The organism is Azospirillum sp. Marseille-Q6669 (assembly GCF_965111635.1).
The window spans coordinates 131,819-153,264 of record NZ_CBCOOP010000006.1 but is presented as its reverse complement, the minus strand read 5'-3'; the positions used below and the strand labels follow the sequence as shown (position 1 = coordinate 153,264).

22 protein-coding genes are annotated in these 21,446 nt (G+C 70.9%); 16 read left to right on the top strand and 6 right to left on the bottom strand.

The window, feature by feature from the left end; genetic code table 11:
- Window positions 1–21: 21 nt before the first annotated feature.
- Window positions 22–942, top strand: a complete 921-nt coding sequence (gene gcvA / locus ACWPXE_RS29265) for a transcriptional regulator GcvA (protein WP_454020643.1) — start codon at window positions 22–24, stop codon at window positions 940–942.
- A gap of 28 nt (window positions 943–970) precedes the next feature.
- Window positions 971–1,501, top strand: a complete 531-nt coding sequence (locus ACWPXE_RS29260; RefSeq protein WP_454020642.1) for an ankyrin repeat domain-containing protein — start codon at window positions 971–973, stop codon at window positions 1,499–1,501.
- 4 nt (window positions 1,502–1,505) lie between these two features.
- On the opposite strand, the gene ACWPXE_RS29255 is transcribed toward ACWPXE_RS29260, so the two are convergent.
- From ACWPXE_RS29255 to ACWPXE_RS29245, 3 genes are read right to left on the bottom strand one after another with little or no spacing between them, the layout of a single operon-like run.
- Window positions 1,506–1,973: a periplasmic heavy metal sensor gene (locus ACWPXE_RS29255; RefSeq protein ID WP_454020641.1), complete on the bottom strand. Its 468-nt coding sequence runs from the start codon at window positions 1,971–1,973 to the stop codon at window positions 1,506–1,508.
- On the bottom strand, window positions 1,970–2,401 hold the full coding sequence (locus tag ACWPXE_RS29250) for a hypothetical protein (protein WP_454020640.1): 432 nt from the start codon (window positions 2,399–2,401) through the stop codon (window positions 1,970–1,972). Before ACWPXE_RS29250 ends, ACWPXE_RS29255 begins: the two co-directional genes overlap by 4 nt.
- A complete protein-coding gene (locus ACWPXE_RS29245) occupies window positions 2,398–3,123 on the bottom strand; it encodes an RNA polymerase sigma factor (RefSeq protein ID WP_454020639.1) in 726 nt (241 codons plus the stop codon). The genes ACWPXE_RS29250 and ACWPXE_RS29245 overlap by 4 nt, the downstream gene beginning before the upstream one ends.
- A gap of 108 nt (window positions 3,124–3,231) precedes the next feature.
- On the opposite strand from ACWPXE_RS29245, the gene ACWPXE_RS29240 reads away from it, so the two are divergent.
- The 4 genes from ACWPXE_RS29240 (at window position 3,232) to ACWPXE_RS29225 (ending at window position 8,172) form a co-directional block, all read left to right on the top strand.
- Window positions 3,232–5,871: a tetratricopeptide repeat protein gene (locus tag ACWPXE_RS29240; RefSeq protein ID WP_454020638.1), complete on the top strand. Its 2,640-nt coding sequence runs from the start codon at window positions 3,232–3,234 to the stop codon at window positions 5,869–5,871.
- Window positions 5,868–6,998 (top strand): glycosyltransferase family 9 protein, encoded by a 1,131-nt coding sequence (locus tag ACWPXE_RS29235; RefSeq protein WP_454020637.1) that lies wholly within the window; start codon window positions 5,868–5,870, stop codon window positions 6,996–6,998. Before ACWPXE_RS29240 ends, ACWPXE_RS29235 begins: the two co-directional genes overlap by 4 nt.
- 207 nt (window positions 6,999–7,205) lie before the next feature.
- Window positions 7,206–7,331, top strand: coding sequence for a hypothetical protein (locus ACWPXE_RS29230; protein ID WP_280526488.1), 126 nt, complete (start codon window positions 7,206–7,208; stop codon window positions 7,329–7,331).
- 139 nt (window positions 7,332–7,470) lie between these two features.
- Window positions 7,471–8,172 carry an SDR family oxidoreductase gene (locus tag ACWPXE_RS29225; RefSeq protein WP_454020636.1) on the top strand — a complete coding sequence of 234 codons (702 nt, stop codon included), beginning with the start codon at window positions 7,471–7,473 and terminating at the stop codon, window positions 8,170–8,172.
- 78 nt (window positions 8,173–8,250) lie between these two features.
- Here ACWPXE_RS29225 and dctP read toward each other — a convergent pair whose 3' ends face one another.
- From dctP to ACWPXE_RS29210, 3 genes are all read right to left on the bottom strand, one after another.
- The gene (gene dctP, locus ACWPXE_RS29220; RefSeq protein ID WP_376995330.1) at window positions 8,251–9,282 is read right to left on the bottom strand and encodes a TRAP transporter substrate-binding protein DctP; all 1,032 of its coding nucleotides are present in this window, start codon (window positions 9,280–9,282) and stop codon (window positions 8,251–8,253) included.
- A 129-nt stretch (window positions 9,283–9,411) separates the two neighbouring features.
- Window positions 9,412–10,614: an MFS transporter gene (locus tag ACWPXE_RS29215; protein ID WP_454020635.1), complete on the bottom strand. Its 1,203-nt coding sequence runs from the start codon at window positions 10,612–10,614 to the stop codon at window positions 9,412–9,414.
- A 53-nt stretch (window positions 10,615–10,667) separates the two neighbouring features.
- Window positions 10,668–11,564, bottom strand: a complete 897-nt coding sequence (locus tag ACWPXE_RS29210) for an HpcH/HpaI aldolase/citrate lyase family protein (RefSeq protein WP_454020634.1) — start codon at window positions 11,562–11,564, stop codon at window positions 10,668–10,670.
- Between the two features lie 135 nt (window positions 11,565–11,699).
- On the opposite strand from ACWPXE_RS29210, the gene ACWPXE_RS29205 reads away from it, so the two are divergent.
- The 10 genes from ACWPXE_RS29205 (at window position 11,700) to ACWPXE_RS29160 (ending at window position 21,441) form a co-directional block, all read left to right on the top strand.
- Window positions 11,700–12,197 (top strand): MaoC family dehydratase, encoded by a 498-nt coding sequence (locus ACWPXE_RS29205; protein WP_094306085.1) that lies wholly within the window; start codon window positions 11,700–11,702, stop codon window positions 12,195–12,197.
- An 80-nt stretch (window positions 12,198–12,277) separates the two neighbouring features.
- On the top strand, window positions 12,278–13,684 hold the full coding sequence (locus ACWPXE_RS29200; RefSeq protein WP_454020633.1) for an MmgE/PrpD family protein: 1,407 nt from the start codon (window positions 12,278–12,280) through the stop codon (window positions 13,682–13,684).
- A gap of 23 nt (window positions 13,685–13,707) precedes the next feature.
- Window positions 13,708–14,886, top strand: coding sequence for an acyl-CoA dehydrogenase family protein (locus tag ACWPXE_RS29195; protein ID WP_454020632.1), 1,179 nt, complete (start codon window positions 13,708–13,710; stop codon window positions 14,884–14,886).
- A 153-nt stretch (window positions 14,887–15,039) separates the two neighbouring features.
- The gene (locus ACWPXE_RS29190; RefSeq protein WP_454020631.1) at window positions 15,040–16,230 is read left to right on the top strand and encodes a CaiB/BaiF CoA transferase family protein; all 1,191 of its coding nucleotides are present in this window, start codon (window positions 15,040–15,042) and stop codon (window positions 16,228–16,230) included.
- Window positions 16,227–16,991 carry a GntR family transcriptional regulator gene (locus ACWPXE_RS29185; RefSeq protein ID WP_014200018.1) on the top strand — a complete coding sequence of 255 codons (765 nt, stop codon included), beginning with the start codon at window positions 16,227–16,229 and terminating at the stop codon, window positions 16,989–16,991. The genes ACWPXE_RS29190 and ACWPXE_RS29185 overlap by 4 nt, the downstream gene beginning before the upstream one ends.
- Before the next feature lie 76 nt (window positions 16,992–17,067).
- The gene (locus ACWPXE_RS29180; RefSeq protein ID WP_454020630.1) at window positions 17,068–17,277 is read left to right on the top strand and encodes a hypothetical protein; all 210 of its coding nucleotides are present in this window, start codon (window positions 17,068–17,070) and stop codon (window positions 17,275–17,277) included.
- Complete coding sequence (locus ACWPXE_RS29175; RefSeq protein ID WP_454020629.1) at window positions 17,274–18,662, top strand: amidase; 1,389 nt, start codon at window positions 17,274–17,276, stop codon at window positions 18,660–18,662. The genes ACWPXE_RS29180 and ACWPXE_RS29175 overlap by 4 nt, the downstream gene beginning before the upstream one ends.
- 14 nt (window positions 18,663–18,676) lie before the next feature.
- Window positions 18,677–19,279: a TRAP transporter small permease gene (locus tag ACWPXE_RS29170; RefSeq protein ID WP_454020628.1), complete on the top strand. Its 603-nt coding sequence runs from the start codon at window positions 18,677–18,679 to the stop codon at window positions 19,277–19,279.
- Window positions 19,280–19,308: 29 nt separating this feature from the next.
- Window positions 19,309–20,580 (top strand): TRAP transporter large permease, encoded by a 1,272-nt coding sequence (locus tag ACWPXE_RS29165; RefSeq protein WP_454020627.1) that lies wholly within the window; start codon window positions 19,309–19,311, stop codon window positions 20,578–20,580.
- Window positions 20,581–20,661: 81 nt separating this feature from the next.
- Window positions 20,662–21,441: a GntR family transcriptional regulator gene (locus ACWPXE_RS29160; protein WP_454020626.1), complete on the top strand. Its 780-nt coding sequence runs from the start codon at window positions 20,662–20,664 to the stop codon at window positions 21,439–21,441.
- Window positions 21,442–21,446: the final 5 nt, after the last annotated feature.

The window sequence follows — 21,446 nt, the reverse complement described above, 5'->3', positions numbered from 1 at the left end:
AAGTCATCCATGGAGCCTTCCATGCGGCGTGCCCTGCCGCCCCTTCACGCCCTGCGCGCCTTCGAGGCGGCGGCCCGCCACGAGAGCTTCTCCAAAGCGGCGGACGAGCTGTGCGTGACGCAGGGCGCGGTCAGCCGGCAGATCATGGGGCTGGAGGAGTGGCTGGGCGTGCCGCTGTTCCGGCGGCTGACCCGCCGGGTCGAACTGACCGACGACGGGCGTGCCCTGCTGCCCGTGCTGTCGGAGTCCTTCGACCGCATCGCCGGGACGGCGGCGCGGCTGGCCGCGCGGGGAAGGGACCTGCGGATCAAGGTGGCCTTCTCCTTCGGCATCCGCTGGCTGATGCCGCGGCTGGTCCGTTTCCAGGCGCGGCACCCCGACGTGCAGGTGCGGGTGACCGTCGCCTGGAGCAGCGGGCTGGAGTTCGACCCGCAGGAATTTGACGCCGCCATCCCCTATTGCCGGGAGGTGCCGCCGGGCTTCTCCGCCGTGGAGGTGCTGCCGGAGCGCCTGACCGTGGTCTGCCCGCCGGCCCTGGCGGAGCGGTTGCGGGTGCCGATGGACCTCGGCGCCATCCCGCTGCTGCACGGCTGTTCGGAGGGGCAGGACTGGCGGGCCTGGCTGGCCGCGGCGGGGCTGCCCTTCTTCGAGGCGCTGCGCCAGGGCGCGGTGTTCGACGCCATGGACCCGGCGATGCAGGCCGCCGCCGCCGGGATGGGCGCCACCGTTGCCGACCGTATGCTGTGCGCCGAGGATGTGGCGGCGGGCCGGCTCGTTCTGCCCTTTCCGGAGATCGAGGCGTCGTCCGGCAGCTACTGGTTCGTCTGTCCGGAGGGCATGCAGGACCGCCCCGCCGTCGCCGTCTTCCGCGGCTGGCTGCTGGAGGAGGCGCGCGACGAGAGGGCGCAACAAAGTGCTGCGGCGGCTGTTTCCCCGGTTTGAGCGGAAATCTGGACCGGGGGGCGCCGCCATGGGAGCGCAGGGGGAGCCGCGCAGGGAACTCGACGAGGACACCATCGCCTTCGCCGGCAAGCTGTTCCATTGGGCGCGATCCGGCGGCACCGCCGAACTGACGGAGCTGCTGGAGATGGGCCTGCCGGCCAACCTGCGCAACGACAAGGGCGACAGCCTGCTGATGCTGGCCAGCTATCATGGCCATGCCGAGTTGGCCCGCAACCTGATGCGTCACGGCGCCGATCCGGAACTGGCGAACGACCGCGGACAGACGCCGCTGGCCGCCGCCGCCTTCAAGGGGGACGGCGTGGTGCTGCGCGTTCTGCTGGAGGAGGGGGCCGCGGTGGACGGCTGCGGGCCGGACGGGCGGACGGCTTTGATGACCGCCGCCATGTTCGACCGGGTGGACATGGTGGACTTTCTGCTGGCCCGCGGCGCCGACCCCGACGCGCGGGACGCCCGCGGTCTGACCGCCCGCGAGGCGGCACTCGCCATGGGGGCCGCGAACGCCGCCGCCCGGCTGGCGCCCGGCGGGGAGGCGGCCTGACGGTTCAACGGGGTGGTCCCATCTCCAGCAGCTTGCGGCGTCCCTCGGGCGACAATTGGCTGAGCACCTCGATCGCCCGGTTGTCCAGACGGCCGCGCAGGTCAGCCTCGGCGGCGTGGGCCTGTTCGAGCGCGCGCCGCAGGCTTTCCGGCTCGAAGGCGGGGGCCTGCATGCTGTCGTGAAGCTGTCGGCGCATCGCCTCCATGTTCTGATGCATGCGCTCGATCGACGTGCGCTCCGCCTCGTAGCCGCGCCGCAGGATCGCCGCGTCGGCAGGCGACAGCGCACGCTCCGCGCGTTCGACGAAGCGTGCGATTCCCTGGCCGGGATCGGGCGGCGGCGGTGGAGGCATGAGGTGCAGCGCCTGCGCGGCCAGGATGCCGCCCAACAGCATGTTCATGCCGAGCGAGCCGACCAGCAGGTACCAGGGCCAACGGCGCGGGGCGGCTGGACCGGCGATGGGACGGCTCATCGGATCGCCCCCAGATAGCTGCTGTTCACCACCACCTCCGCGTAACCGTTCGCCTGGGGGGGGTGCACCGGCAGGACTCCCTGGGCAGCGGCGAGGAATCCCGTCATCCCCATGACCGCGAGAAATCCCGCGGCCGGCCAGAAGCGGATGGGCGGTGCCGACAGGGTCCAGGGGGCGGGGAGGCGCTCCACCGGCGGCGCGTCGAGCCGCGCGGCGATGCCGTCCATCACCCGCCGCACGCTGTCCTCGTCCACCGCCGGAGCGGCGCGGTCGAGCAGGGTGTCCAGCACCGCGGCGTCGGCCAGGATGGCCCGCGCCTCGGCGGAGTCTTCAAGAAGGGTCAGGGCATCGACGCCGTCCGTCGCGGGCCAGCGGTCGATGTCGCCGCCGTAGAGGTCGGCGAAGCGCTTAAACTCTTTGAGTGTCATTTCTCGTCGCCGTCCTTCTGACGGATCAGGGAGTTGAGACGGGTGCGGACCATACGCCGCGCCCGGACCAGCAGGCTTTCCATGGCCGAAACCGAGACCTTCAGAACCTCCGATGCTTCCGCGCAGCTCATCTCATGGTAGTAGCACAGGCTGAGCGCCGCCCGCTGCCGTTCCGGCAAGGCGGCGATCGCCGCGTCCACCGCCGCACCGAGCTGGCGTTCCGCCAGCAGCCCGTCGGCGCCGATGGCCGGGTCGGCCACCTCCACCGCGTCGTCGAGCGGCTGGAAACTCCTGCGGCGTCGGTAGTCGATCGAGCGGTTGACGACGATGCGGTAAAGCCACGTGGAGAAGCGGGTGCCGTCACCGCGCCAGCGGTCGGCGTGCGTCCAGATCTGCAGGAAGGCGTCCTGCACGACCTCCTCCGCGTCGCTCGCGTTGCCGACCACCCGGTGGGCGAGCGCGAGGCTCCGGCGCAGGTGACGGCGGGTCAGCCGGTCGAAGGCCGCCCGGTTCCCCACGGCCGTTTCAGCCATCAGCGATTCGTCGTCATCCTCGTCGATCACCGCCACGCGGCCATCCTCTGCTCCTTCCCGGGTCCTGGCCTGAATCTGGGGCCGTCCGGCCGGCTCCAGGAACCCTGTTGGTGGTGATACGCGGGCGCTTGGGACCTCCTGCGCGGTCGGGAGCGAAAATTTGCGGCCGGTCGACCCCGACGGCGTCAAGGGGCGGCGTCAAGGCATTCGTACCCGCGGCCGCGTGGGCGCGCTACACTGCGCGTCCCGAAGCACTGTCCCCCAAATCCCGTCAGCGGGCCAAACACACGGACCGTCATGAGCGCCAGCCGCGATTCATCCCCCGCCACGCTCCAGAAGACGCTGGCGCAGGCCGTCGTCCATCACCAGAACGGACGGCTGGCGGAGGCGCGGCCCCTCTACGAGCGGGTGCTGCGCCAGATGCCGGACCAGAGCGACGCGCTGCATCTGCTGGGCCTGCTGACGGCGCAGACCGGCGATCCGGAATCGGGGGTCGTGCTGATCCGCAAGGCCGTGGCGAAGGACGGCGCCCAGCCGGTCTTCCGCCTCAACCTGGGCCGCGTGCTGGAGGCGGTGGGGCGCTGGGCGGATGCCGCGGATGCCTACGGCCACGCCGCCCGCCTCGACCCGCTGACCCTCGATCATCACCGGTTGGAGGCCGCCGCCCACGCCAAACTGGGGCGGACGGAGGCAGCGGCGCGGGCCTTCCGTCGCCTGCTGGCGTTGGCGCCGGAGGATGGGGAGGCCGCCAACGCGCTGGCCGACGCGCTGTACGATCTGGGGCGGCCCGGTCCGGCGGCGGACTGGTACGGGCGGGCGTCGGCGCTCGTCCCCGGCGAGGTGCTGGCGCTCTACAACCAGGGCGCCGCGCTGCGCGACGCCGGGCGCCCGCGCGATGCGCTTGCCGCCTTCCGCCGCGCCGTGGCTCTGGCGCCGCTGCTCGTCCAGGCGCGGGAGCAGGTGACCGGCCTGTGCCATGCGCTGGGCGACCTGTCGGGCGCGGCGGAGGCCGGTCGCCGGCTGATGGCGCTGGAACCGGGCCACGGCGAAGGCGCGAAGATCCTGGGCGCGGCGCTGGCCGCGACAGGACCCTGGCGGGAGGGGGCGGTGTGGTTGGAGCGCGCGGCGGCGCTGGCTCCGGCCCCTGACGCCCTGCTGGTGCTCGGCAACCTCTGGCAGGAGCGGGGGCATCCCGCAGCGGCGCCGCGTTGCTACCGCCACGCCCTGGCGCTGGCCCCGGACTCCGCGACGGCGCTGACCGGGCTTGGCATGGCGCTGTCGGCCTTGGGAAGGGAAGAGGAGGCCGCGGCGGCCGCCCGCCGCGCTGTCCGCGCCGACCCGGAGGAGGCCGGCCATGCCCTCAACGCCGGGGCCGTCCAGCACCGGGCAAGGCGTCCCGAGGAGGCGCGGGCGTGGTTCCGGCGCGCGCTGGCCTTGCAGCCCGACGGGGCGGCTGGCTGGACCAACCTCGGCTCCCACGCCATCGACGCGGGCGCCTTCGACGACGCACTCACCCTGCTGCGGCGGGCGCTGGTCCTGCGCACGGCGGAGCGGGAGGCGCTGGCCAGCTCCAACCTGGGCGTCGCGCTGATGGCGCTTGGCCGCCATGGCGAGGCGGTGGCCGCTCTGCGCGCCGCGCTGGACCGCGCGCAGGGGGATGCGGAGGTGCGCTCCAACCTGCTGTTCTGCCTGTGCTTCGCCGAAGAGGCCGACCTCGGCGCGGTGTTCGACGAGCACCGGCGGTTCGAGCGCGCCGTGATGCCGCTGCCGCCCGCCGTCCCGCGCTTCGCCGCGGTGGACCCCGACCCGGAGCGCCGCCTGCGCGTCGGCTATCTGTCGCCGGATTTCCAGCGCTACCCGGGGCCGGGCTATCACTTCCTGCTGCCGCTGGTCGAAGGCCACGACCGGTCGGCGGTGGAGGTGACCTGCTATTACGCCGACCTTCCGAAGGACGCCGCGACCGCCCGCTTCGCCGCGCTGTCCGACCGCTGGCGCGACGTCGCGGCCCTGCCGGACGGCGAGCTGGAGCGGCTGATCCGGGAGGACGGGATCGACGTGCTGGTGGACTGCGGCGGGCACATGTCGCGCAACCGCATGCCGCTGTTCATCCGCCGCCCGGCGCCGGTCCAGGTCAGCCTGCCGCTCTACCCGAACACGACAGGGCTGACGGCGATGGACTACCAGTTCTCCGACCACCGCTTCGCTGCGGCGAGCGCGGACGCCCTGCACACCGAGAAGCTGATCCGCCTGCCGGGAAGCGTGCTGTGCTACCGCCCAGCGGAGTCCGCCGCGACACCGCCCGCCCGCCCGCCGGTGGAGACGGCGGGGGTGTTCACCTTCGGCTCCTTCAACAACCTGACGAAGCTGAACGCCTCGACGCTGGCGCTGTGGGGCCGGGTGCTGACGGCGGTGCCGGAGGCGCGGCTGATGCTGAAGTGGCGGGGACTGTCCGGCGGCGGGGTGGCGCGGCGGGTGCTGGACGCCTTCGCCGCCCATGGGGTTGAGGAATCGCGGCTGCTGCTGCGCGGGACCGCCCCCGACCCCTACGAGGATTATCGGTTGCTCGATTGCGCGCTGGACCCCGTCTTCGCCAACGGCGGCACGACGACCTGCGACGCGCTGTGGATGGGGGTGCCGGTGTTGTCCATCGCGGGGGAGGCGATGATCTCGCGCTGGGGCGCCACGATGCTGGGCAGCGTCGGGCTGGGCGCGTTGGTGGTGGAGCGCGAGGACGACTACGTGGCGCTCGCCGTCCGGCTGGCCACGGACCGCGCCTTCCTGGCGGCGCAGCGCGCGGGCTTGCGCGAGCGGATGGCGCGCTCCCCCCTGATGGATGAGACGGGGTACGTCCGGGCGGTCGAGGCCGGTTACCGCATGGCGTGGAGGCGCTGGTGCGCCGTTCTGCCGCCTGCCCGCATCGACATGAGCGCGGCATGACGGACGCCGTCTTCGACCTTTCGTCCGCCCGGCGCATCCTGGTGGTGAAGCTGGACGAGGCGGGCGACTTCGTGCTCGCCACGCCCTTCCTGCGCGGGCTGCGAGCCTCGGCGCCACAGGCGCGCATCGTGCTGGCGGTGCGCCCGGCGGTGACCGACCTCGCCGAGACCTACCCGCATGTCGACGCGGTGGTGGCTCCCCATCCGAAGCCGGGGGGCGGCATCGATCTGCGCGGCGTCACGCCCGGCGGTGCGGCGGCCTTCGCGGAGGCGTTCCGCGCCGGCTTCGACCTGACGCTGGTCCCCCGCTACGATTTCGACCGCCACGGCGCCACGGCGCTCGCCGCGAACAGCCGTGCCCGCACCGTTGTCGGATTCTCCGAGACGGTCACGCCCTGGAAGGCCTCGGGCAACATCGGCTTCGACCGCGCCTACACCCACCGGCTGACGCCCCCGCCCGGCCGCCACGAGGTGGAGCAGAACCTCGCCCTGCTGCGCTTCGCCGGCGGTGAACCGGACGGCGACGGGGTGGAACTGCACCTGACCGCGGAGGACCGGGCGGAGGCCGCCTGTCGGCTGGCCGGTGCGGCGGGGGAACGGATCATCGCCGTGGCGCCGGGGGCCGCCGCCTCGCGCCGCGAATACCCGCCGGAGCGGCTGGCCGCGGTGGTCGCCGTGGTGGCGATTGCGCTCGGCGCTCGGGTGGCGGTTCTCGGCACGGAGCTGGAGCGGGTGGCGGCGGAGCGGATCGCCGCAGCCCTGCCGGGGCGGGTTATCGACCTGACCGGGCGGACCGGGCTGCGCTTGGCGGCGGCGGTGATCGAGCGGATGGCGGGGCTGATCGCCATGGATTCCGGCCCGGCCCATCTCGGGGCCGCCGTGGGGGTGCCGGTCGCCGTCTTCTCCTGCCATCCGGAGGGCGGGGACCCCAACCATTTCCACGCGCCGGATCGCTTCCGCCCCTGGTGCGCGCGGGCGCTGGTGCTGCGGCCTGCGGCGGCGCTTCCGCCCTGTCCGCCGGAAAGCTGCACGGCGGCCGAAGCGCACTGCATCGCCTCGATTCTGCCGGAGCTGGCGGCGGCGCGCATCCTCGCCCTGTTCGGCGGGAGCGGCGGCGCGTCGCCCTGACCCGTCCGCCCATCGGTCCCTGTGGCCGATGGGCAACCCTTGACGGCCCCGGCCCGGCAGAGCCCTTTCGGAGTGCCGCTTTCCAGCCTGTGGCGGACTTGCATCACTCCCCGATATTTCGCGATACGGAAGCCACGCCCCTGGCACGAACGGCCCCCAAAACCGTATCTTATATGCATTGCAACATCAGTCGGTCCGTGAGGGATCATGAAGTCGTTCTTGTCCTCGCTTCAGCGGGATTGGGCGTCCTGGAGCCCGGTCGAGCGTTTCGTCGCCGTCGGCTTCGTCACGGCGGCTCCGATCGCCTCGCTGGCTTTCCTGCTCGCCCTCTGACCGGCCTTGAATCCGGCGCTGTCCTTATCGGCGCCCGAAGGCACGCGCACGCTTCCCTTGGCCCCGTCCTGCGTCCGGTGCGATACAGGAGGAGAGAAGGAACGGACGAACCGTTCCGGCAGGAGAGGGATGACGAATCATGGGCGATAAGGTTGCCATCATCACCGCGGGCGGCAGCGGTATGGGGGCCGCGGCGGCGCGGCGCCTCGCGGCGGACGGATTCAAGGTCGCGGTGCTGTCCTCCTCCGGTAAGGGAGAGGCTCTGGCGGAGGAACTGGGCGGGATCGGCGTGACCGGCTCGAACCAGTCCGCCGAGGATCTGGAGCGTCTGGTGAGCCGGACGATGGAGCGTTGGGGGCGCATCGACGCGCTGGTGAACAGCGCCGGCCACGGCCCGCGCAAGGCGCTGCTGGAGTTGACCGACGAGGACTGGCACAAGGGGATCGAGGTCTATTTCCTGAACGTCGTCCGGGCGGTCCGGCTGGTGACACCGGTCATGGTCGGGCAGAAGGGCGGGACGATCATCAACATCTCGACCGCCTGGGCCTTCGAGCCGAGCCCGATGTTCCCGACCTCCGCCGTCGCGCGGGCCGGGCTGGCCTCCTTCACCAAGCTGTTCGCCGACCAGTACGCCGCCGACAATGTGCGGATGAACAACGTGCTGCCCGGCTGGATCGACAGCCTTCCGGCGACCGAGGAGCGGCGCCAGGGCGTGCCGATGGCCCGCTACGGCAAGAGCGAGGAGATCGCGGCGACCGTCGCCTTCCTCGCCTCCGACGGGGCCGGCTACATCACCGGACAGAACATCCGGGTGGACGGCGGCCTCATGCGGTCGGTCTGAGCACACAAAAAAAACGGTGCGGATGGCGCCCCTTCCGGAACGCCGCCCGCACCGCGAGGTGAAGCGAGGGGGATCGCCTCAGCTCTTGTTGCCGACGATGGCCTGATACTGCTTCCAGACCTCAGGGTAGCGCCGGACATAGTCCTGGTTGACCTTGTTCGCGATCTCGCGGAACTTCGCCTGCTCCGCCTCGGGAGCCACGGCCAGACGACCGCCCTGGGCGATCATCTGGTCCATGGTCTTCTTGTCGGCGTCGATGGCGCGCTGCCATTGCTTGGCGATGATCTCGTTGGTGGTCGTCTCCACCACCTGGCGCAGGTCGTCGGGCAGGCCCTTCATCCACTTGTCGTCGACCAGGACCGAGTAGGTGAGCAGGCTCATGCCCGGCACCAGCGAGGCGACCTTGGCGGCGTTGGTGCCGACCATCTCCCAGCCGCCGGCGGAGGTGTAGATGCCGTCGATGGCCCCCTGCATCAGCGCCGCCGCCATTTCAGAGGCGGGCATCGACACCGGGCTGGCCCCGAAGTCGCGCATCAGAAGCTGCAGGACGCGGCCGCCGGTCAGGCGGATCTTGCTGCCCTTCAGGTCGCCGACGGAGTCGACTTCCTTGTCCTTGAACAGGAAGATCAGGTCGGCGGTGCGCATCAGCCCCATGACGCGGATGCCCTTGTCGGACACCAGCCCGGACAGCAGCTTGGAGACCTCCTGCGCGGTTTCCGGCTTGGACATCGCGGCGTCGGTGACGGCGAAGGGCAGGTTCACCACGCCATACTGCGGGGCGATGCTCTCAAGTTGCACGCTGACCGGCCAGACCATGTGCACGGCGCCCGACCCGAGGGCGGCGACGGCGTCCTTGTCCTTGTAGAGCGTGCCGGAATGGAAGACCTTCGGCTTGATGCGGCCCTTCGAGCGCTCCTCGATGAGGGCCGCATACTCGTCCATCATCTTGGCGGTCCAGTGGGACGTCGCGATCTCGTCCGTCATCACCATCTCGACCGGCGCCGCCTGCGCGCGGGCCTGCCCCGGCGTCCCGGCGGCCAGCCCGGCCACGGTCATTCCGACCAGCAGCGTCTTCGCCCAGAATGGCCTGAAGAGTGACGGATTGAACATTGGCTTCCCTCCCATGACTGCGTTCGGACGCTTCTGGCCCGCTTGTCCGAACGATCATAGGGGAAAACAGTGCGGTATGCCAACATTATTGTACGGACAACTCGCTGCGATGGGTGGTGAGCCCCGCCGTCAGCTTTTGCGGCGCGACCAGAACAGGACGGCCGCCGCCCCGGCCAGCGGGAAGGCCATCATCAGGGCGAAGGTCTCGCCGTAGCTGCCGACTGTGTTGAACAGGGTGGCGAACAGCGCCGGCCCGACGACCACACCGGAGAAGGTGAACATCAGGGCACCGCCCGTCGCCGTGCTGGCCGTTCCCTTCGGCGCGACCCGCGCCACCTCCGCCAGGAACACGCCGTTCCAGCCGATGGCGGCGATGCCGAACACCGTCAGCACGCCGATCACCGCGGGCACCGGCCAGTTCGGTCCCAGGCCGGCGGTGGCCAATGCGGCGCTGGCGGACAGCACGCCGATCCCGCCCAGCACCGCCACGCCGGAGCGCAGCCGGTCGGCCAGCAGCCCCCAGCCGATGCGCGCCGCCGCCCCCGCCGCCTGCATCACCGACACCGCCAGCCCGGCGGACACGATGGACCAGTGCAGGTCGTGCACCAGCATGCTCACCGTGAAGGCCATCAGCGACAGCTGGATCGCCGAGAAGAAGAAGCCCATCAGCGCGAAGCCGCGCAGCGCCGGCACCCGCCAGACCAGCCGCGGCCCCTCCATCAAATTGCCGCGGATCGGCAGGCCGGGGCTGCGGTCGTCGTCCCACACCCGGCGGCCCGGTGCGAAGAGGGCCAGCAGCAGCGCGAACATGCCGGCCACCGCCAGCGCCGCTCCGCGCCAGCCGGCGATCTCGCCGATTCCCGGCAGGGTCAGCCCGGCCAGCACGCCGGCCAGCGGCACGCCGGTCTGCTTCAGCGAGAAGACCAGATTGCGCCGCGCCGGCGGGGTGAAGCGGTTCAGCAGATGGGAGGAGGAGGGGTTCACCAGCCCGTAGCCGATGCCAAGCAGCACCGACGCCAGCGCCGCGACCCACAGGGACCCGGTGGCGAGGCCCAGGCAACCGATCAGCCCCAAAGCCAGCGCCAGGACGCCCACCGTCCCGGCGCCCCAGCGGCGGACGACCAGACCGGCGAAGGCCGACACCAGGGCGGCGGCGCTGTAGATGACGCTGATCTGGTAGCCGACCGCCTCCGACCCCACCCCCAGCGAGGCGGCGGCCAGCGGGGCGACCGTTGCCAGCGTCAGGACCGACAGGGTGGCGACGGTCTGGACGCTGGTCACCTCCGCCAGCAGCAGGGGAAAGGGGGCGGGCGGGGTTTCTTGCGTGGTCATGGGAGTCCGGACAAGTGGCGGTGGCGCGGGGCGCATGAACGGGCAATCCCTGGCTACAGCATTCCGGCGCGGCGGGCCAATGCCAGGATTCGATGGGACCCCAGCACCAGAGGCCGCTCGACCAGCCTGCCGTCCAGCACGCAGACCCCGCCGCCCGCCGCCTCGAAGGCGGCCAGGACCCGCCCGGCTCGGAGGACCGCCTCCGGCGACGGAGTGTAGGCGTCGTGGATGGCGGTGATCTGCTTGGGATGGATGGCCGAGCGCGCGGTGAAGCCGTGCAGGACGCTGCGCGCCAGTTCCTGGCGGTAGCCCTCCTCGTCGTCCAGCGCGATCCACGGCATGTCCAGCGCGTCCAGCCCGAAGCGGGCGGCGGCGTGGACGATCCGGGTGCGGGCCTGGACCAGCGGCTCCCAGGCCAGCGGCACGCGCAGCTCCGCCGACAGGTCGGCCCCGCCGAACATCAGGAAGGACAGGCGGGGGGAGGCCGCGGCGATCGCCATCACGTTCTCCAGCCCGTCGGCGCTCTCGATCAGCGCGCCGAGCGCGCCGGGGAGGTTGCGCTCGTCGAGAAGCCCGGCGGCCAGCCGGACGTCCTCGGCCCCGTCCACCTTCGGCAGCAGGATGCCCGCCCAGCGCGGCGCGGCGTCGTTTGGAAGATCGGTCAAAGCGAGGATGTCGAGCAGGCCGGTGCGGCTGCGCACCGAATTGGTTCGAACGAAAACCGTCGGCCCGCCCGCGCCGGTGTGTTCCCGCAGGAAGGAACAGACGGCGGCGCGGGCGCTGTCCTTGTCGCCGGGGGCCACCGCATCCTCCAGATCGATGATGACCGCGTCGGCGCCGGCCCCCAGGGCCTTGGCGAAACGGTCCGGGCGGGCGCCGGGAACGAACAGGTAGGAGCGGCGGACCGGCGAATCCGGCGCCGTTGCTGCGTTCTGCGGATTGTTGGACATGAAAACGCTTTCCAAGGGTGAGGGGGCGTGTTATTTGTACGTACAACATGCTATCACACGCGCTGAACATGTCACCTTGAAATGATCGGCGCCCCGCACTCATCCCTCCGATCCGCAGACAAGAGACGCCCGCCCATGCCCGATGTTCAGGAACCGCGGACCATCGTCGCCGACCTTGGCCGCTACCTCGAGGATTTCACCGTCGGCGATGTCTACGAGCACCGCCCCGGCCGGACCATCACCGAAGCGGACAACATCCAGTTCAGCCTGCTGACGATGAACCGCCACCCCATGCACTGCGACCACGCCTTCGCCGAGAAGTCGGAGTTCGGCAAGCCGCTGGTCAACAGCGGCCTGACCCTGGCCATGGTGCTGGGCATGACGGTGGACGACGTCTCCTACAAGTCCGTCGCCAATCTCGGCTGGAAGGAGATCAAGCTGGTCGCCCCGGTCTTCCCCGGTGACACGATCTACGCGCGCTCCAAGGTGCTGGACGTGCGCGAATCCAAGAAGCGCCCGACCCAGGGCATCGTGACCACCTACACCGAGGGCTACAAGGCCGACGGCACGGTCTTCGTGACCTTCGAGCGGGCCAGCCTCGTCCCCAAGCGGGGCCACGGCATCGGCGATTGATCTGGGCGATTGATCCGGGGCGACTGATCCGGACAACCCGGAACGACCCGATGGCCCGAGAAGAACAAAAGGGAGGAACCATGCCCGCCACCGATCCGACCACCAATTCCATCGCCAACACGCTGGCGGCCTTCGTCGCCGACACCCCCGACGACGCCATTCCGGCGGAGGTCCGCGTCCGCGCGCCGCACCACATGCTGGACGCCGTGGGCATCGCGCTCGCCTCGACGCGCTACGACTTCGCCCACAAGACGCTGACCGCGCTGCGCGGGCTGGCGGGGGAGGGGCCGGTGCCGGTGATCGGCATGCCCGCCTCGCTGCCCGCCCGCGACGCGGCGACGGTCAACGGGCTGCTCTGCCACGGTCTCGACTACGACGACACCCACATCGGCGGCGTCATCCACCCGACCGCCAGCGTGATGCCCGCCGTTCTGTCGGCGGCGGCGATGACCGGGGCGGACGGCCGTTCCGTGGTCAGCGCCTATGTGCTGGGCGTCGAGGTGGCGGCCCGGCTCGGCGCGGTGGCGCGCGGCGGCTTCCATCAGGTGGGCTTCCACCCGACGGGCATGATCGGCGTGTTCGGCTGCGCGCTGGCCGCCGGCCGGCTGCTCGGCCTGACCCGCGCGCAGCTCGCCGCCGCCCAGGGCATCGCCCTGTCGATGGCGAGCGGCAGCCTGGAGTTCCTGGAGGACGGCGCCTGGAACAAGCGCCTGCATCCCGGCTGGGCGGCGGCGGCGGGCATCACCGCGGCGGCGCTGGCTCGCGAGGGCTTCACCGGCGTCACCCGTCCCTACGAGGGCCGCTTCGGCCTGTTCAACGCCTATCTCGGCAAGGAGGCCGGGCGTGCCGAGTTGGGCATCGCCACCGCCGGCCTTGGCGAGACGTGGGAGCTGATGGCGACGGCGATCAAGCCCTATCCGGCCTGCCACTTCACCCACGCCTGCGTGGACGCCGCCCTGGAGCTGCGCCGTGACGGCCTCGACATCGCGCGCATCCGCCGCATCGAGGCGCTGGTGCCCGAGCAGGTCGTCAAGACCGTCTGTGAGCCGGAGGCCAACAAGAAGCGCCCCTCCAACTCCTACGACGCGCAGTTCAGCGTGCCCTTCCTGGTCGCCGCCGCGCTGGTGCGCGGGCGCCTGACCCTGGCGGAGCTGGAGAACGACGCGCTGGGCGACGCGGCGATCCTCGACATCGCGTCGAAGGTGTCCTACCGCCACGACCCGGACTCGCCCTTCCCGAAGGCCTATTCGGGCGAGCTGGTCATCACGCTCGACGACGGGCGGGAACTCCGTCACCGCGAGCACATCAACCGCGGCGCCGCCGACCGCCCGCTGTCCAACGCCGAGATCGTGGACAAGTACCGCGGCAACGCCGCCATGACCGTGAACGAGACCGCCGCGGCGCGCATCGCCGACGCCGTCCTCGGCCTCGACGCCAGCCCGCGCGCGGCGGACTCCTTGTCCGTCCTGTCGCCGTCCGTCCGCTGACCATTCATTCCGGGAAACACGCCATGAGCGACACCAACACCAGCATGACCGACGCGGAACGCGACGAGCAGGACCGCCTGATCCTCGACAGCGTGGACCGCTTCCTCGACCGCCATGTCCGGCCGGTCGCCCTGAAGCTGGAGCATGACGACGCCTACCCCGACGAGATCGTCGAGCGGATGAAGGAGCTGGGCCTGTTCGGGGCGACGATCCCCGAGGAGTATGGCGGGCTGGGCCTGCGCCCCTCCACCTACGCCAAGATGATCGAGCGCATCTCGTCGGTCTGGATGTCGCTGTCCGGCATCATCAATTCGCACCTGATCATGGCCTTCATCGTCACCAAGACGGGGACGGAGGAGCAGAAGGCCGCCTTCCTGCCGCGCTTCGCCACCGGCGAGCTGCGCGGCGGCCTCGCTTTGACCGAGCCGGACTGCGGCACCGACCTCCAGGCCATCCGCACGGTGGCCAAGCGCGACGGCGACGACTACGTCATCAACGGCTCCAAGACCTGGATCACCAACGGAATCCAGGGAAGCTGCTTCGCCCTGCTGGTCAAGACCGACCCGACGGCGCAGCCCCGCCACAAGGGCATGACGATGTTCCTGGCCGAGAAGGGGCCGGGCTTCAAGGTCAGCCGCAAGCTGGAGAAGCTGGGCTACAAGGGCATCGATTCCGCCGAGCTGGTCTTCGAGGACTACCGCGTCCCGGCCGACCGGCTGATCGGCGGAGTCGAGGGCCGCGGCATGGCCTGCGCCATCTCCGGCCTGGAGCTGGGCCGCGTCAACGTGGCGTCGCGCGGCGTCGGTGTCGCCCAGGCGGCGCTGGACGAATCCGTCAAGTACAGCCAGCAGCGCAAGACCTTCGGCAAGCCGATCCACGAGCATCAGGCCGTGGCGATGAAGCTGGCCGACATGGCGACCCGCGTCTCCGCGGCACGGCTGCTCGTGCAGCAGGCGGCCAAGGCGCTCGACCGCGGCGAGCGCTGCGACTACGAGGCCGGCATGGCCAAGCTCTTCGCCTCCGAAGCGGCGGTGGAGAACTCCCTGGACGCCATGCGCATCCACGGTGGCTACGGCTACTCCAAGGAGTTCGTGGTGGAACGGCTCTACCGTGACGCCCCCCTGCTGTGCATCGGCGAGGGCACCAACGAGATCCAGCGCATCATCATCGCCAAGCGGCTGATCGAGCAGAATCCGGTGTGAGGGTGGGTGGTCGCGTCGGGCCCCCCTCCCGGCCTCCCCCCGCTTCGCAGGGGGAGGAGAAAGCCCTCCCCTGCGAAGCGGGGGAGGGTTGGGTGGGGGCTCCAGCGCAACCACTCCCCATACACCCCGCACACCCCATCAGGGAGACACCGCGTGCTACCCCTCGAAGGCGTCACCGTCATCGCCGTGGAGCAATACGGCGCCGGCCCGTTCGGCACCATGCTGCTGGCCGATCTCGGGGCCGAAGTCATCAAGGTCGAGAATCCCGCCGAAGGCGGCGAGGTCGGCCGGCATGTCGGCCCCCATTTCTTCGGTCCCGGCAACAGCCATTTCTACCAGTCCTTCAACCGCAACAAGCGCAGCATCACCCTCAACCTGAAGCACCCCGAGGGCATGGCGGTGCTGCACGAGCTGGTGCGCCACGCCGACGCCGTGCTGGACAACCTGCGCGGCGACCTGCCCGACAAGCTGGGCCTGACCTACGAGCATCTGAAGGCGGTCAACCCGAAGATCGTCTGCGCCCACCTGTCCGCCTACGGGCGCACGGGGCCGCGGCGGGCCTGGCCGGGCTACGACTATCTGATGCAGGCGGAGGCCGGGTACCTGTCGGTGACCGGTGAGCCGGATGGCCCGCCCGCCCGCTTCGGCATGTCGGTGGTCGACATGATGACCGGCCTGATGACCGCCTTCGGCCTCGTCTCCGGCGTGGTCGGGGCGCGGGCGAGCGGCAAGGGCTCGGACGTGGACGTCAGCCTGTTCGACACGGCGCTGCACAACATGACCTACCTCGCCACCTGGTACCTCAACGGCGGCCACAACCAGGGGCGGGAGCCGCGTTCCGCGCATCCCTCCCTCACCCCTTCGCAGCTCTACCGGACGCGCGACGGCTGGCTGTTCGTCATGTGCAACAAGGAGAAGTTCTGGCCGGTCTTCTGCGACAAGATCGGCAAGCCGGAATGGGGGGACGACCCGCGCTTCCGCAGCTTCAAGGACCGGCTCGCCAACCGCGAGCAGCTCACCGTCCTGCTGGACGAGGTGCTCGGCCAGCGCGACACGGCGGAGTGGGTGGAGATCCTCGGCGGCGCGGTTCCCGCCGCCCCGGTCCTCGACATCGCGCAATCGCTGGAGAACCCCTTCGTCCGCGACAGCGACCGGGTGGCCGATTTCGCCTACCCGGACGGGTCCCACGGCGTGCGGATGCTGACCGGGCCGGTGCGCATCGGCGGCGAGACGCTGCCCACCCGCACCGCCCCGGCGCTGGGCGCCGACACCGAGGACGTGCTGGGCCGCATCGGCATCGGGCCGGAGCGGATCGCCGCGCTGCGCGAGCAGGGGGCGCTGTGAAGGCCGCCGTTCGCCCGGCCTCCGTCCGCCCGTCCGCCGCGGAGGGGCCGCGCTTCCAGGAGATCCTGGACGCGCTGCGCGCCGACATCTCGGACGGGCGGGTCGGGGTGGGCGAACGGCTGCCGACCGAGCAGGAGCTGTGCCTGCGCTTTTCCGCCAGCCGCTACACGGTGCGGGAGGCGCTGCGCCGGCTCCAGGATCTCGGCCTGATCGCGCGCCGCCAGGGCTCGGGATCGGTGGTGACCGCCGCCCGGCCCGACGGGCGGTTCCACAACACGCTGTCCAGCCTCGCGGAGATCGGGCAGTACGCCTCCTCCACCCGGCTGGAGGTGCTGGCGGTGGAGAAGATCCTGGTGGAGGGACGGACGGCGGAGCTTTTGCGCTCCCAGCCGGACACGCCGTGGGTCCGGGTGGTGGCGCTGCGCCGCCAGCCGGGGGAGCGGACGCCGCTCTGCTACACCGAGGTGTTCCTGCCCGCTGCCTTCGACGACGTGGCCCAGGCCATCGGCACCTTTCCGGTCGCCGTTTACGCGGTGCTGGAAAGCCGCTACGGCCTGCGCATCGAGGAGGTCGTGCAGTCGATCGAGGCCACCTCGGCGGACGCCAACTTGGCGTCCCGCCTGTCGGTGGAGGTTGGCACACCGATCCTGGTGGTGATCCGCCATTATCTGGATGCCGAAGGAAACGCGCTGGAGGTGGCGGTCAGCAGCCACGCGGCCGGACGATACCGCTATGAAATGACGCTGCAACGATCCGGGTAAGGGGGCCATCAAGGCCCTGCCTGCGGCGAACGGCCGGAAGAGCCGCGCGGGGACAGCACCGGAAGGGAGGGAAGGAATGACGGAAAACCTCATCGGGGACGCCGCGGCTTGCGCGCGGACCCTGGCCAGGATTCAGGGGGTGGCCCTGGACGATGCCGACGCCGCCCTGTGCGGGTGCCTGCTGGCCGCCGTGCCGGGCCTGCTGGCGGCGGCGCATCCCGGCGGCTCGCTGTTCGACGTGCCGCTGGGCGCCCATGCCGCGTTGATTGCCGGGGAGCGGGCATGACCGATCCCACATCGCTGACCCTGACGGACGCCGCAAAGGCGGTCCGCGACGGCGCGCTGCGGGCGGAAGCCTTGGCCGACGCCTGCCTGGACCGCATCGCCCGGCTGAATCCAACGCTCAACGCCTTCCTGTCGGTCGAGCCGGAGGAGGCGCTGGCCGCCGCCCGCGCCGCCGACGTGGAGGCGCGGGCCGGGCGGCTGCGCGGGCCGCTGCACGGCGTGCCGCTGGCCCACAAGGACATGTTCTATCGCGCCGGCAAGCGCTGCACCTGCGGCTCCCCGACGATCCGCGGCGGCTTCCGCCCGGAGCGGACGGCCACGGTGCTGGAGCGGCTGGACGCGGCGGGGGCGGTGACGCTCGGCACGCTGCACATGGCCGAGTTCGCCATGGGGCCGACCGGGCACAACGCCCATCTCGGGCGCTGCCGCAACCCCTGGGACCCGGACCGCGTCGCCGGCGGCTCCTCCTCCGGCTCCGGGGCGGCGGTGGCGGGGCGGCTGGCCTTCGGCTCGCTGGGGTCGGACACCGGCGGGTCGGTGCGGCTTCCGGCGGCGCTGTGCGGCGTGGTCGGGCTGAAGCCGACGCAGGGGGCGACGCCGATGGACGGCGTGATGCCGCTGTCGGAAAGCCTGGACTGCGTCGGGCCGCTGGCCCGCAGCGCCGAGGACGCGGCGACGCTGTTCTCGGTCATCACCGGGCGGACGGACGCCGCCGACGGCATCGGGCAAGGGGTGGAGGGGCTGCGGCTGGGCATCCCGCGCCAATTCTACTACGACGGCCTGGACCCCGCCGTCGCCGCCGCGCTGGAGCGGGCGCGGGCGGTGCTGGAGCGCGCCGGCGCCCGCGTCGTGGACGTGGACATCCCCGATCACGAGCCCTACGGCGACCTCGCCAACCTCGTTTTCACGCCGGAGGCGGCGGCCGTCCATGCGCCCTGGCTGCGCGAGCGTCCGCAGGACTACGGCCCGCAGGTCCGCGCGCGGCTTCTGCAGGGGCTGATGGTGCCGGCGGCCTCCTACCTCCAGGCGAAGCAGCTCCGCGCGCTTCATCTCCGGGCGATGATCGACGGCCCCTTCGCGCAATGCGACGCGCTGTTCGTTCCCGCCCTGCGCGGCCGCGTGCCGACCGCTGCCCAGACCGACGTGGGCGCCGGGCCGGCGATGGCCGCGGTGGTCGCCGGAGTGGCGGCGCTGACCCGCCCGGTCTCCTACCTCGGCCTGCCGGCGCTCGTTACGCCCGCGGGCTTCGATCCGGACGGGATGCCGATCGCCATGCAGCTCATCGCCCGCCCGCAGGCGGAAGCCACGCTGCTGCGCATCGCCGACGCCTACGAGCGCGCCACCGGCTGGCTGAGCCGCGTCCCCCAGACACAGGTCTTCTCGTGAAGGGAGTTCCACCCATGCCGGGAACCGATACATTGACTTCTGCGGCACCCCCCGCGGCGCCTCCCCAGACCCATGCGGTGGACAACGCCTTGCCGCCGGGCCGCGGCCTGCCGAGCTGGTGGAGCTTCATCGAGGACCGCATCCTCCTGAACATCGCCACGATCCTGATGATGGCGGCCATCGGCTTCATGTTCTACGAGGCGTCCAGCCGCTCCCTCCTGTCGGAAAGCCACTGGTGGGCGGAGGAGTTGGTCCGCTTCCTGGTGGTGTGGAGCGTCCTGCTGTCGCTGGGCGTCGGCACGCGGCACGGTCACTACATCCGCATGGACCTGCTGCTGAACATGATGCCGCACCGGGTGCGGCTGGCCTTCGCCTGGCTGAACAGCCTGATCGGGCTGGCCTTCAGCGTGCTGCTGGTGATCGCCGGATTCCAGGAGGTCGCGCATCTCCAGGCGATCGGCATGTTCACCGAATCCAACCTCGACCTGCCGCTGTGGATGGTCCGGCTGGTGCTGCCGCTGGGCGGGGTGCTCTACGGCTTCGCCTTCGTCGGCAACATCATCCTGCTGCTGCGCGGCCATGACCCCGATCCGCCCGTCGAGGGCGAGAATCTCTGAACGACGGCCGAAAAAGGGGAGGAAACACCATGACCACCATCATCGCCGTCGTCAGCCTGCTGTTCTTCGTGGCGGCGGGCGTGCACATCGCGCTGGCGCTGGGCGTCATCGCGGTCGGCCTGCTGACCTTCAACTTCAACATCCCGGTCGTCCTGGTCGCGCAGATGGCCTGGGATTCCGTGGACAAATACGCGCTGGTCTGCATCCCGTTCTTCATCTTCGCCGGCAACCTGATGTCGCGCGGCAACCTCGCGCTGGTCATCCTGGAGCTGGTCGGGACGATCATCCGCTACTTCCGCGGCGGCATCGCCCTGGCGCTGGCCATGTCCAGCGTGTTCTTCGCGGCGGTCAACGGCTCGTCGGTGGCCTGCGCCGTGGCGCTCGGCCCGGCGGCGGTGAAGCTGATGCCGAAGGAGGGCTACCCGCCCCGCTTCGCCGCCTCGCTGGTGGCGGTCTGCGGCACGCTGGGTCTGATGATCCCGCCGTCGCTGACCTTCATCCTGATCGGTTCCATCGTCGGTCTGCCGATCACCGACCTGTTCATCGCCGGCATCGTGCCCGGTCTGTTCGAGGCGTTCCTGCTCGGCCTCACCACGCTGATCGTCAGCCGGCTCAAGGGCTACGGCCATGTCGGGGAGCGTCCGGACTGGAAGGGCTTCGGCCAGCGCCTGCCGGGTGCCGCCGGGGCGCTGATGATGCCGGTGCTCATCATCGGCACGATCTACATGGGCTGGTTCACCCCGACCGAGGTGTCGGCGCTCGCCGCCATCTACGCGGTGGTCCTGGTGACGGTCGTCTACCGCACCGCCAACCTCGCCGCTGTGTGGGAGACGGCGCGGGAGTCGGTGCTCCAGACGGTGATGATCTACGGCGTGCTGCTCGGCTCCGGCCTGCTGACCGCGGTGCTGACCCGCCTCGGCCTGTCCGCCGAGCTGACCGCGATGCTCAAGGAGGCGCAGGTCTCCCCCTTCGAGTTCCTGCTGGCCGTCAACCTGCTCCTGCTCGTCATCGGCATGTTCCTGGACGGCGTGTCGATGATCGTGCTGCTGGCGCCGATCCTGTTCCCGATGGCGCAGGCGGTGGGGGTGAACCCGATCCATTTCGCCGTCATCATGACCGCTCTGGTCGAGGTGGCGACCCTGACGCCGCCGGTCGGGCTGAACCTGTTCGTGATGAGCCGCATCACCAAGATGCCGCTCCACGCCATCGTGAAGGGGGTGCTGCCCTTCTACGGGATGCGGGTGGTGGCGCTGCTCGCCATCAACGCCTTCCCGGCCCTGTCGCTGGTCCTGCTCACGTAAGCCGTCCCGCGCGGAACATCCTCGTACACCGGTTGCATCGGCGCCCCGCCTCGTCCATCTTCCGGCATCATGAGGGATGCGATGTCGGACGAAGCGGACAGCCTGAAGGAAAACAGCGGCACGGACGGCGTGGCGGAGCGGGGGGAGACCCCGCTCTACCAGGAGATCGTCCGCACCTTGCTGGAGGAGATCGACGCCGGCGCCTACGCCGTCGGCGACCGCCTGCCGACCGAGCAGGAGCTGTGCAGCCGCTTCGCCGTCAGCCGCCACACGGTGCGCGAGGCGCTGCGCCGGCTTCAGGAGATGGGCTACATCCTGCGCCGCCAGGGATCGGGGTCGGTCCTGGCGGCGCGCCGCGCCGACGGGCGCTTTGTCAACTCCATCAGTTCCCTGGACGAGCTGGTGCAGTACGCCACCTCGACCCGGCTGGAAATCCTCTCGGTGGACCGCATCATCGTGGAGGAGGAACTGGCGGGCCGGCTGGGCTGCCGCCCCGAGACGCAGTGGTTCCGCGTCAGCGCCCTGCGCCGCACCCGCGAGACGTCGGAGCCCTTCTCCTACGTCGAGGTCTACATCGACGCCGCCTTCTCCGACGTGGTGCGCAACCTGGAGGTGGTGCAGTACGCCATCTACACGGTGCTGGAGCAACGTTACGGAGTCCGCATCGCCGAGGTGATGCAGGACATCGAGGCCGCCCCGGCCAGCCTGAACGTCGCCTCGCGCCTGCATGTCCCGCCGCAATCGCCGATCCTCGTCATCACCCGGCGCTATTTCACCGAGGACGGGCGTCTGGTGGAGATCGCGGTCAACACCCATCCGGGCGCCGGTTTCCGCTACACTATGTCGCTGCAGCGGCGCTGAGAGAC

Excerpts from the sequence above, each read along its gene's own strand:
- ACWPXE_RS29215 (WP_454020635.1), bottom strand. The coding sequence starts at position 10,614 with ATGACCACGCAAGAAACCCCGCCCGCCCCCTTTCCCCTGCTGCTGGCG.
- gcvA (WP_454020643.1), top strand. The coding sequence starts at position 22 with ATGCGGCGTGCCCTGCCGCCCCTTCACGCCCTGCGCGCCTTCGAGGCG.
- ACWPXE_RS29210 (WP_454020634.1), bottom strand. The coding sequence starts at position 11,564 with ATGTCCAACAATCCGCAGAACGCAGCAACGGCGCCGGATTCGCCGGTC.
- ACWPXE_RS29240 (WP_454020638.1), top strand. The coding sequence starts at position 3,232 with ATGAGCGCCAGCCGCGATTCATCCCCCGCCACGCTCCAGAAGACGCTG.
- ACWPXE_RS29160 (WP_454020626.1), top strand. The coding sequence starts at position 20,662 with ATGTCGGACGAAGCGGACAGCCTGAAGGAAAACAGCGGCACGGACGGC.
- ACWPXE_RS29260 (WP_454020642.1), top strand. The coding sequence starts at position 971 with ATGGGAGCGCAGGGGGAGCCGCGCAGGGAACTCGACGAGGACACCATC.
- ACWPXE_RS29200 (WP_454020633.1), top strand. The coding sequence starts at position 12,278 with ATGCCCGCCACCGATCCGACCACCAATTCCATCGCCAACACGCTGGCG.
- ACWPXE_RS29170 (WP_454020628.1), top strand. The coding sequence starts at position 18,677 with ATGCCGGGAACCGATACATTGACTTCTGCGGCACCCCCCGCGGCGCCT.
- ACWPXE_RS29165 (WP_454020627.1), top strand. The coding sequence starts at position 19,309 with ATGACCACCATCATCGCCGTCGTCAGCCTGCTGTTCTTCGTGGCGGCG.
- ACWPXE_RS29250 (WP_454020640.1), bottom strand. The coding sequence starts at position 2,401 with ATGACACTCAAAGAGTTTAAGCGCTTCGCCGACCTCTACGGCGGCGAC.
- ACWPXE_RS29235 (WP_454020637.1), top strand. The coding sequence starts at position 5,868 with ATGACGGACGCCGTCTTCGACCTTTCGTCCGCCCGGCGCATCCTGGTG.
- ACWPXE_RS29195 (WP_454020632.1), top strand. The coding sequence starts at position 13,708 with ATGAGCGACACCAACACCAGCATGACCGACGCGGAACGCGACGAGCAG.
- ACWPXE_RS29225 (WP_454020636.1), top strand. The coding sequence starts at position 7,471 with ATGGGCGATAAGGTTGCCATCATCACCGCGGGCGGCAGCGGTATGGGG.
- ACWPXE_RS29175 (WP_454020629.1), top strand. The coding sequence starts at position 17,274 with ATGACCGATCCCACATCGCTGACCCTGACGGACGCCGCAAAGGCGGTC.
- ACWPXE_RS29230 (WP_280526488.1), top strand. The coding sequence starts at position 7,206 with ATGAAGTCGTTCTTGTCCTCGCTTCAGCGGGATTGGGCGTCCTGGAGC.
- ACWPXE_RS29255 (WP_454020641.1), bottom strand. The coding sequence starts at position 1,973 with ATGAGCCGTCCCATCGCCGGTCCAGCCGCCCCGCGCCGTTGGCCCTGG.
- dctP (WP_376995330.1), bottom strand. The coding sequence starts at position 9,282 with ATGTTCAATCCGTCACTCTTCAGGCCATTCTGGGCGAAGACGCTGCTG.
- ACWPXE_RS29180 (WP_454020630.1), top strand. The coding sequence starts at position 17,068 with ATGACGGAAAACCTCATCGGGGACGCCGCGGCTTGCGCGCGGACCCTG.
- ACWPXE_RS29205 (WP_094306085.1), top strand. The coding sequence starts at position 11,700 with ATGCCCGATGTTCAGGAACCGCGGACCATCGTCGCCGACCTTGGCCGC.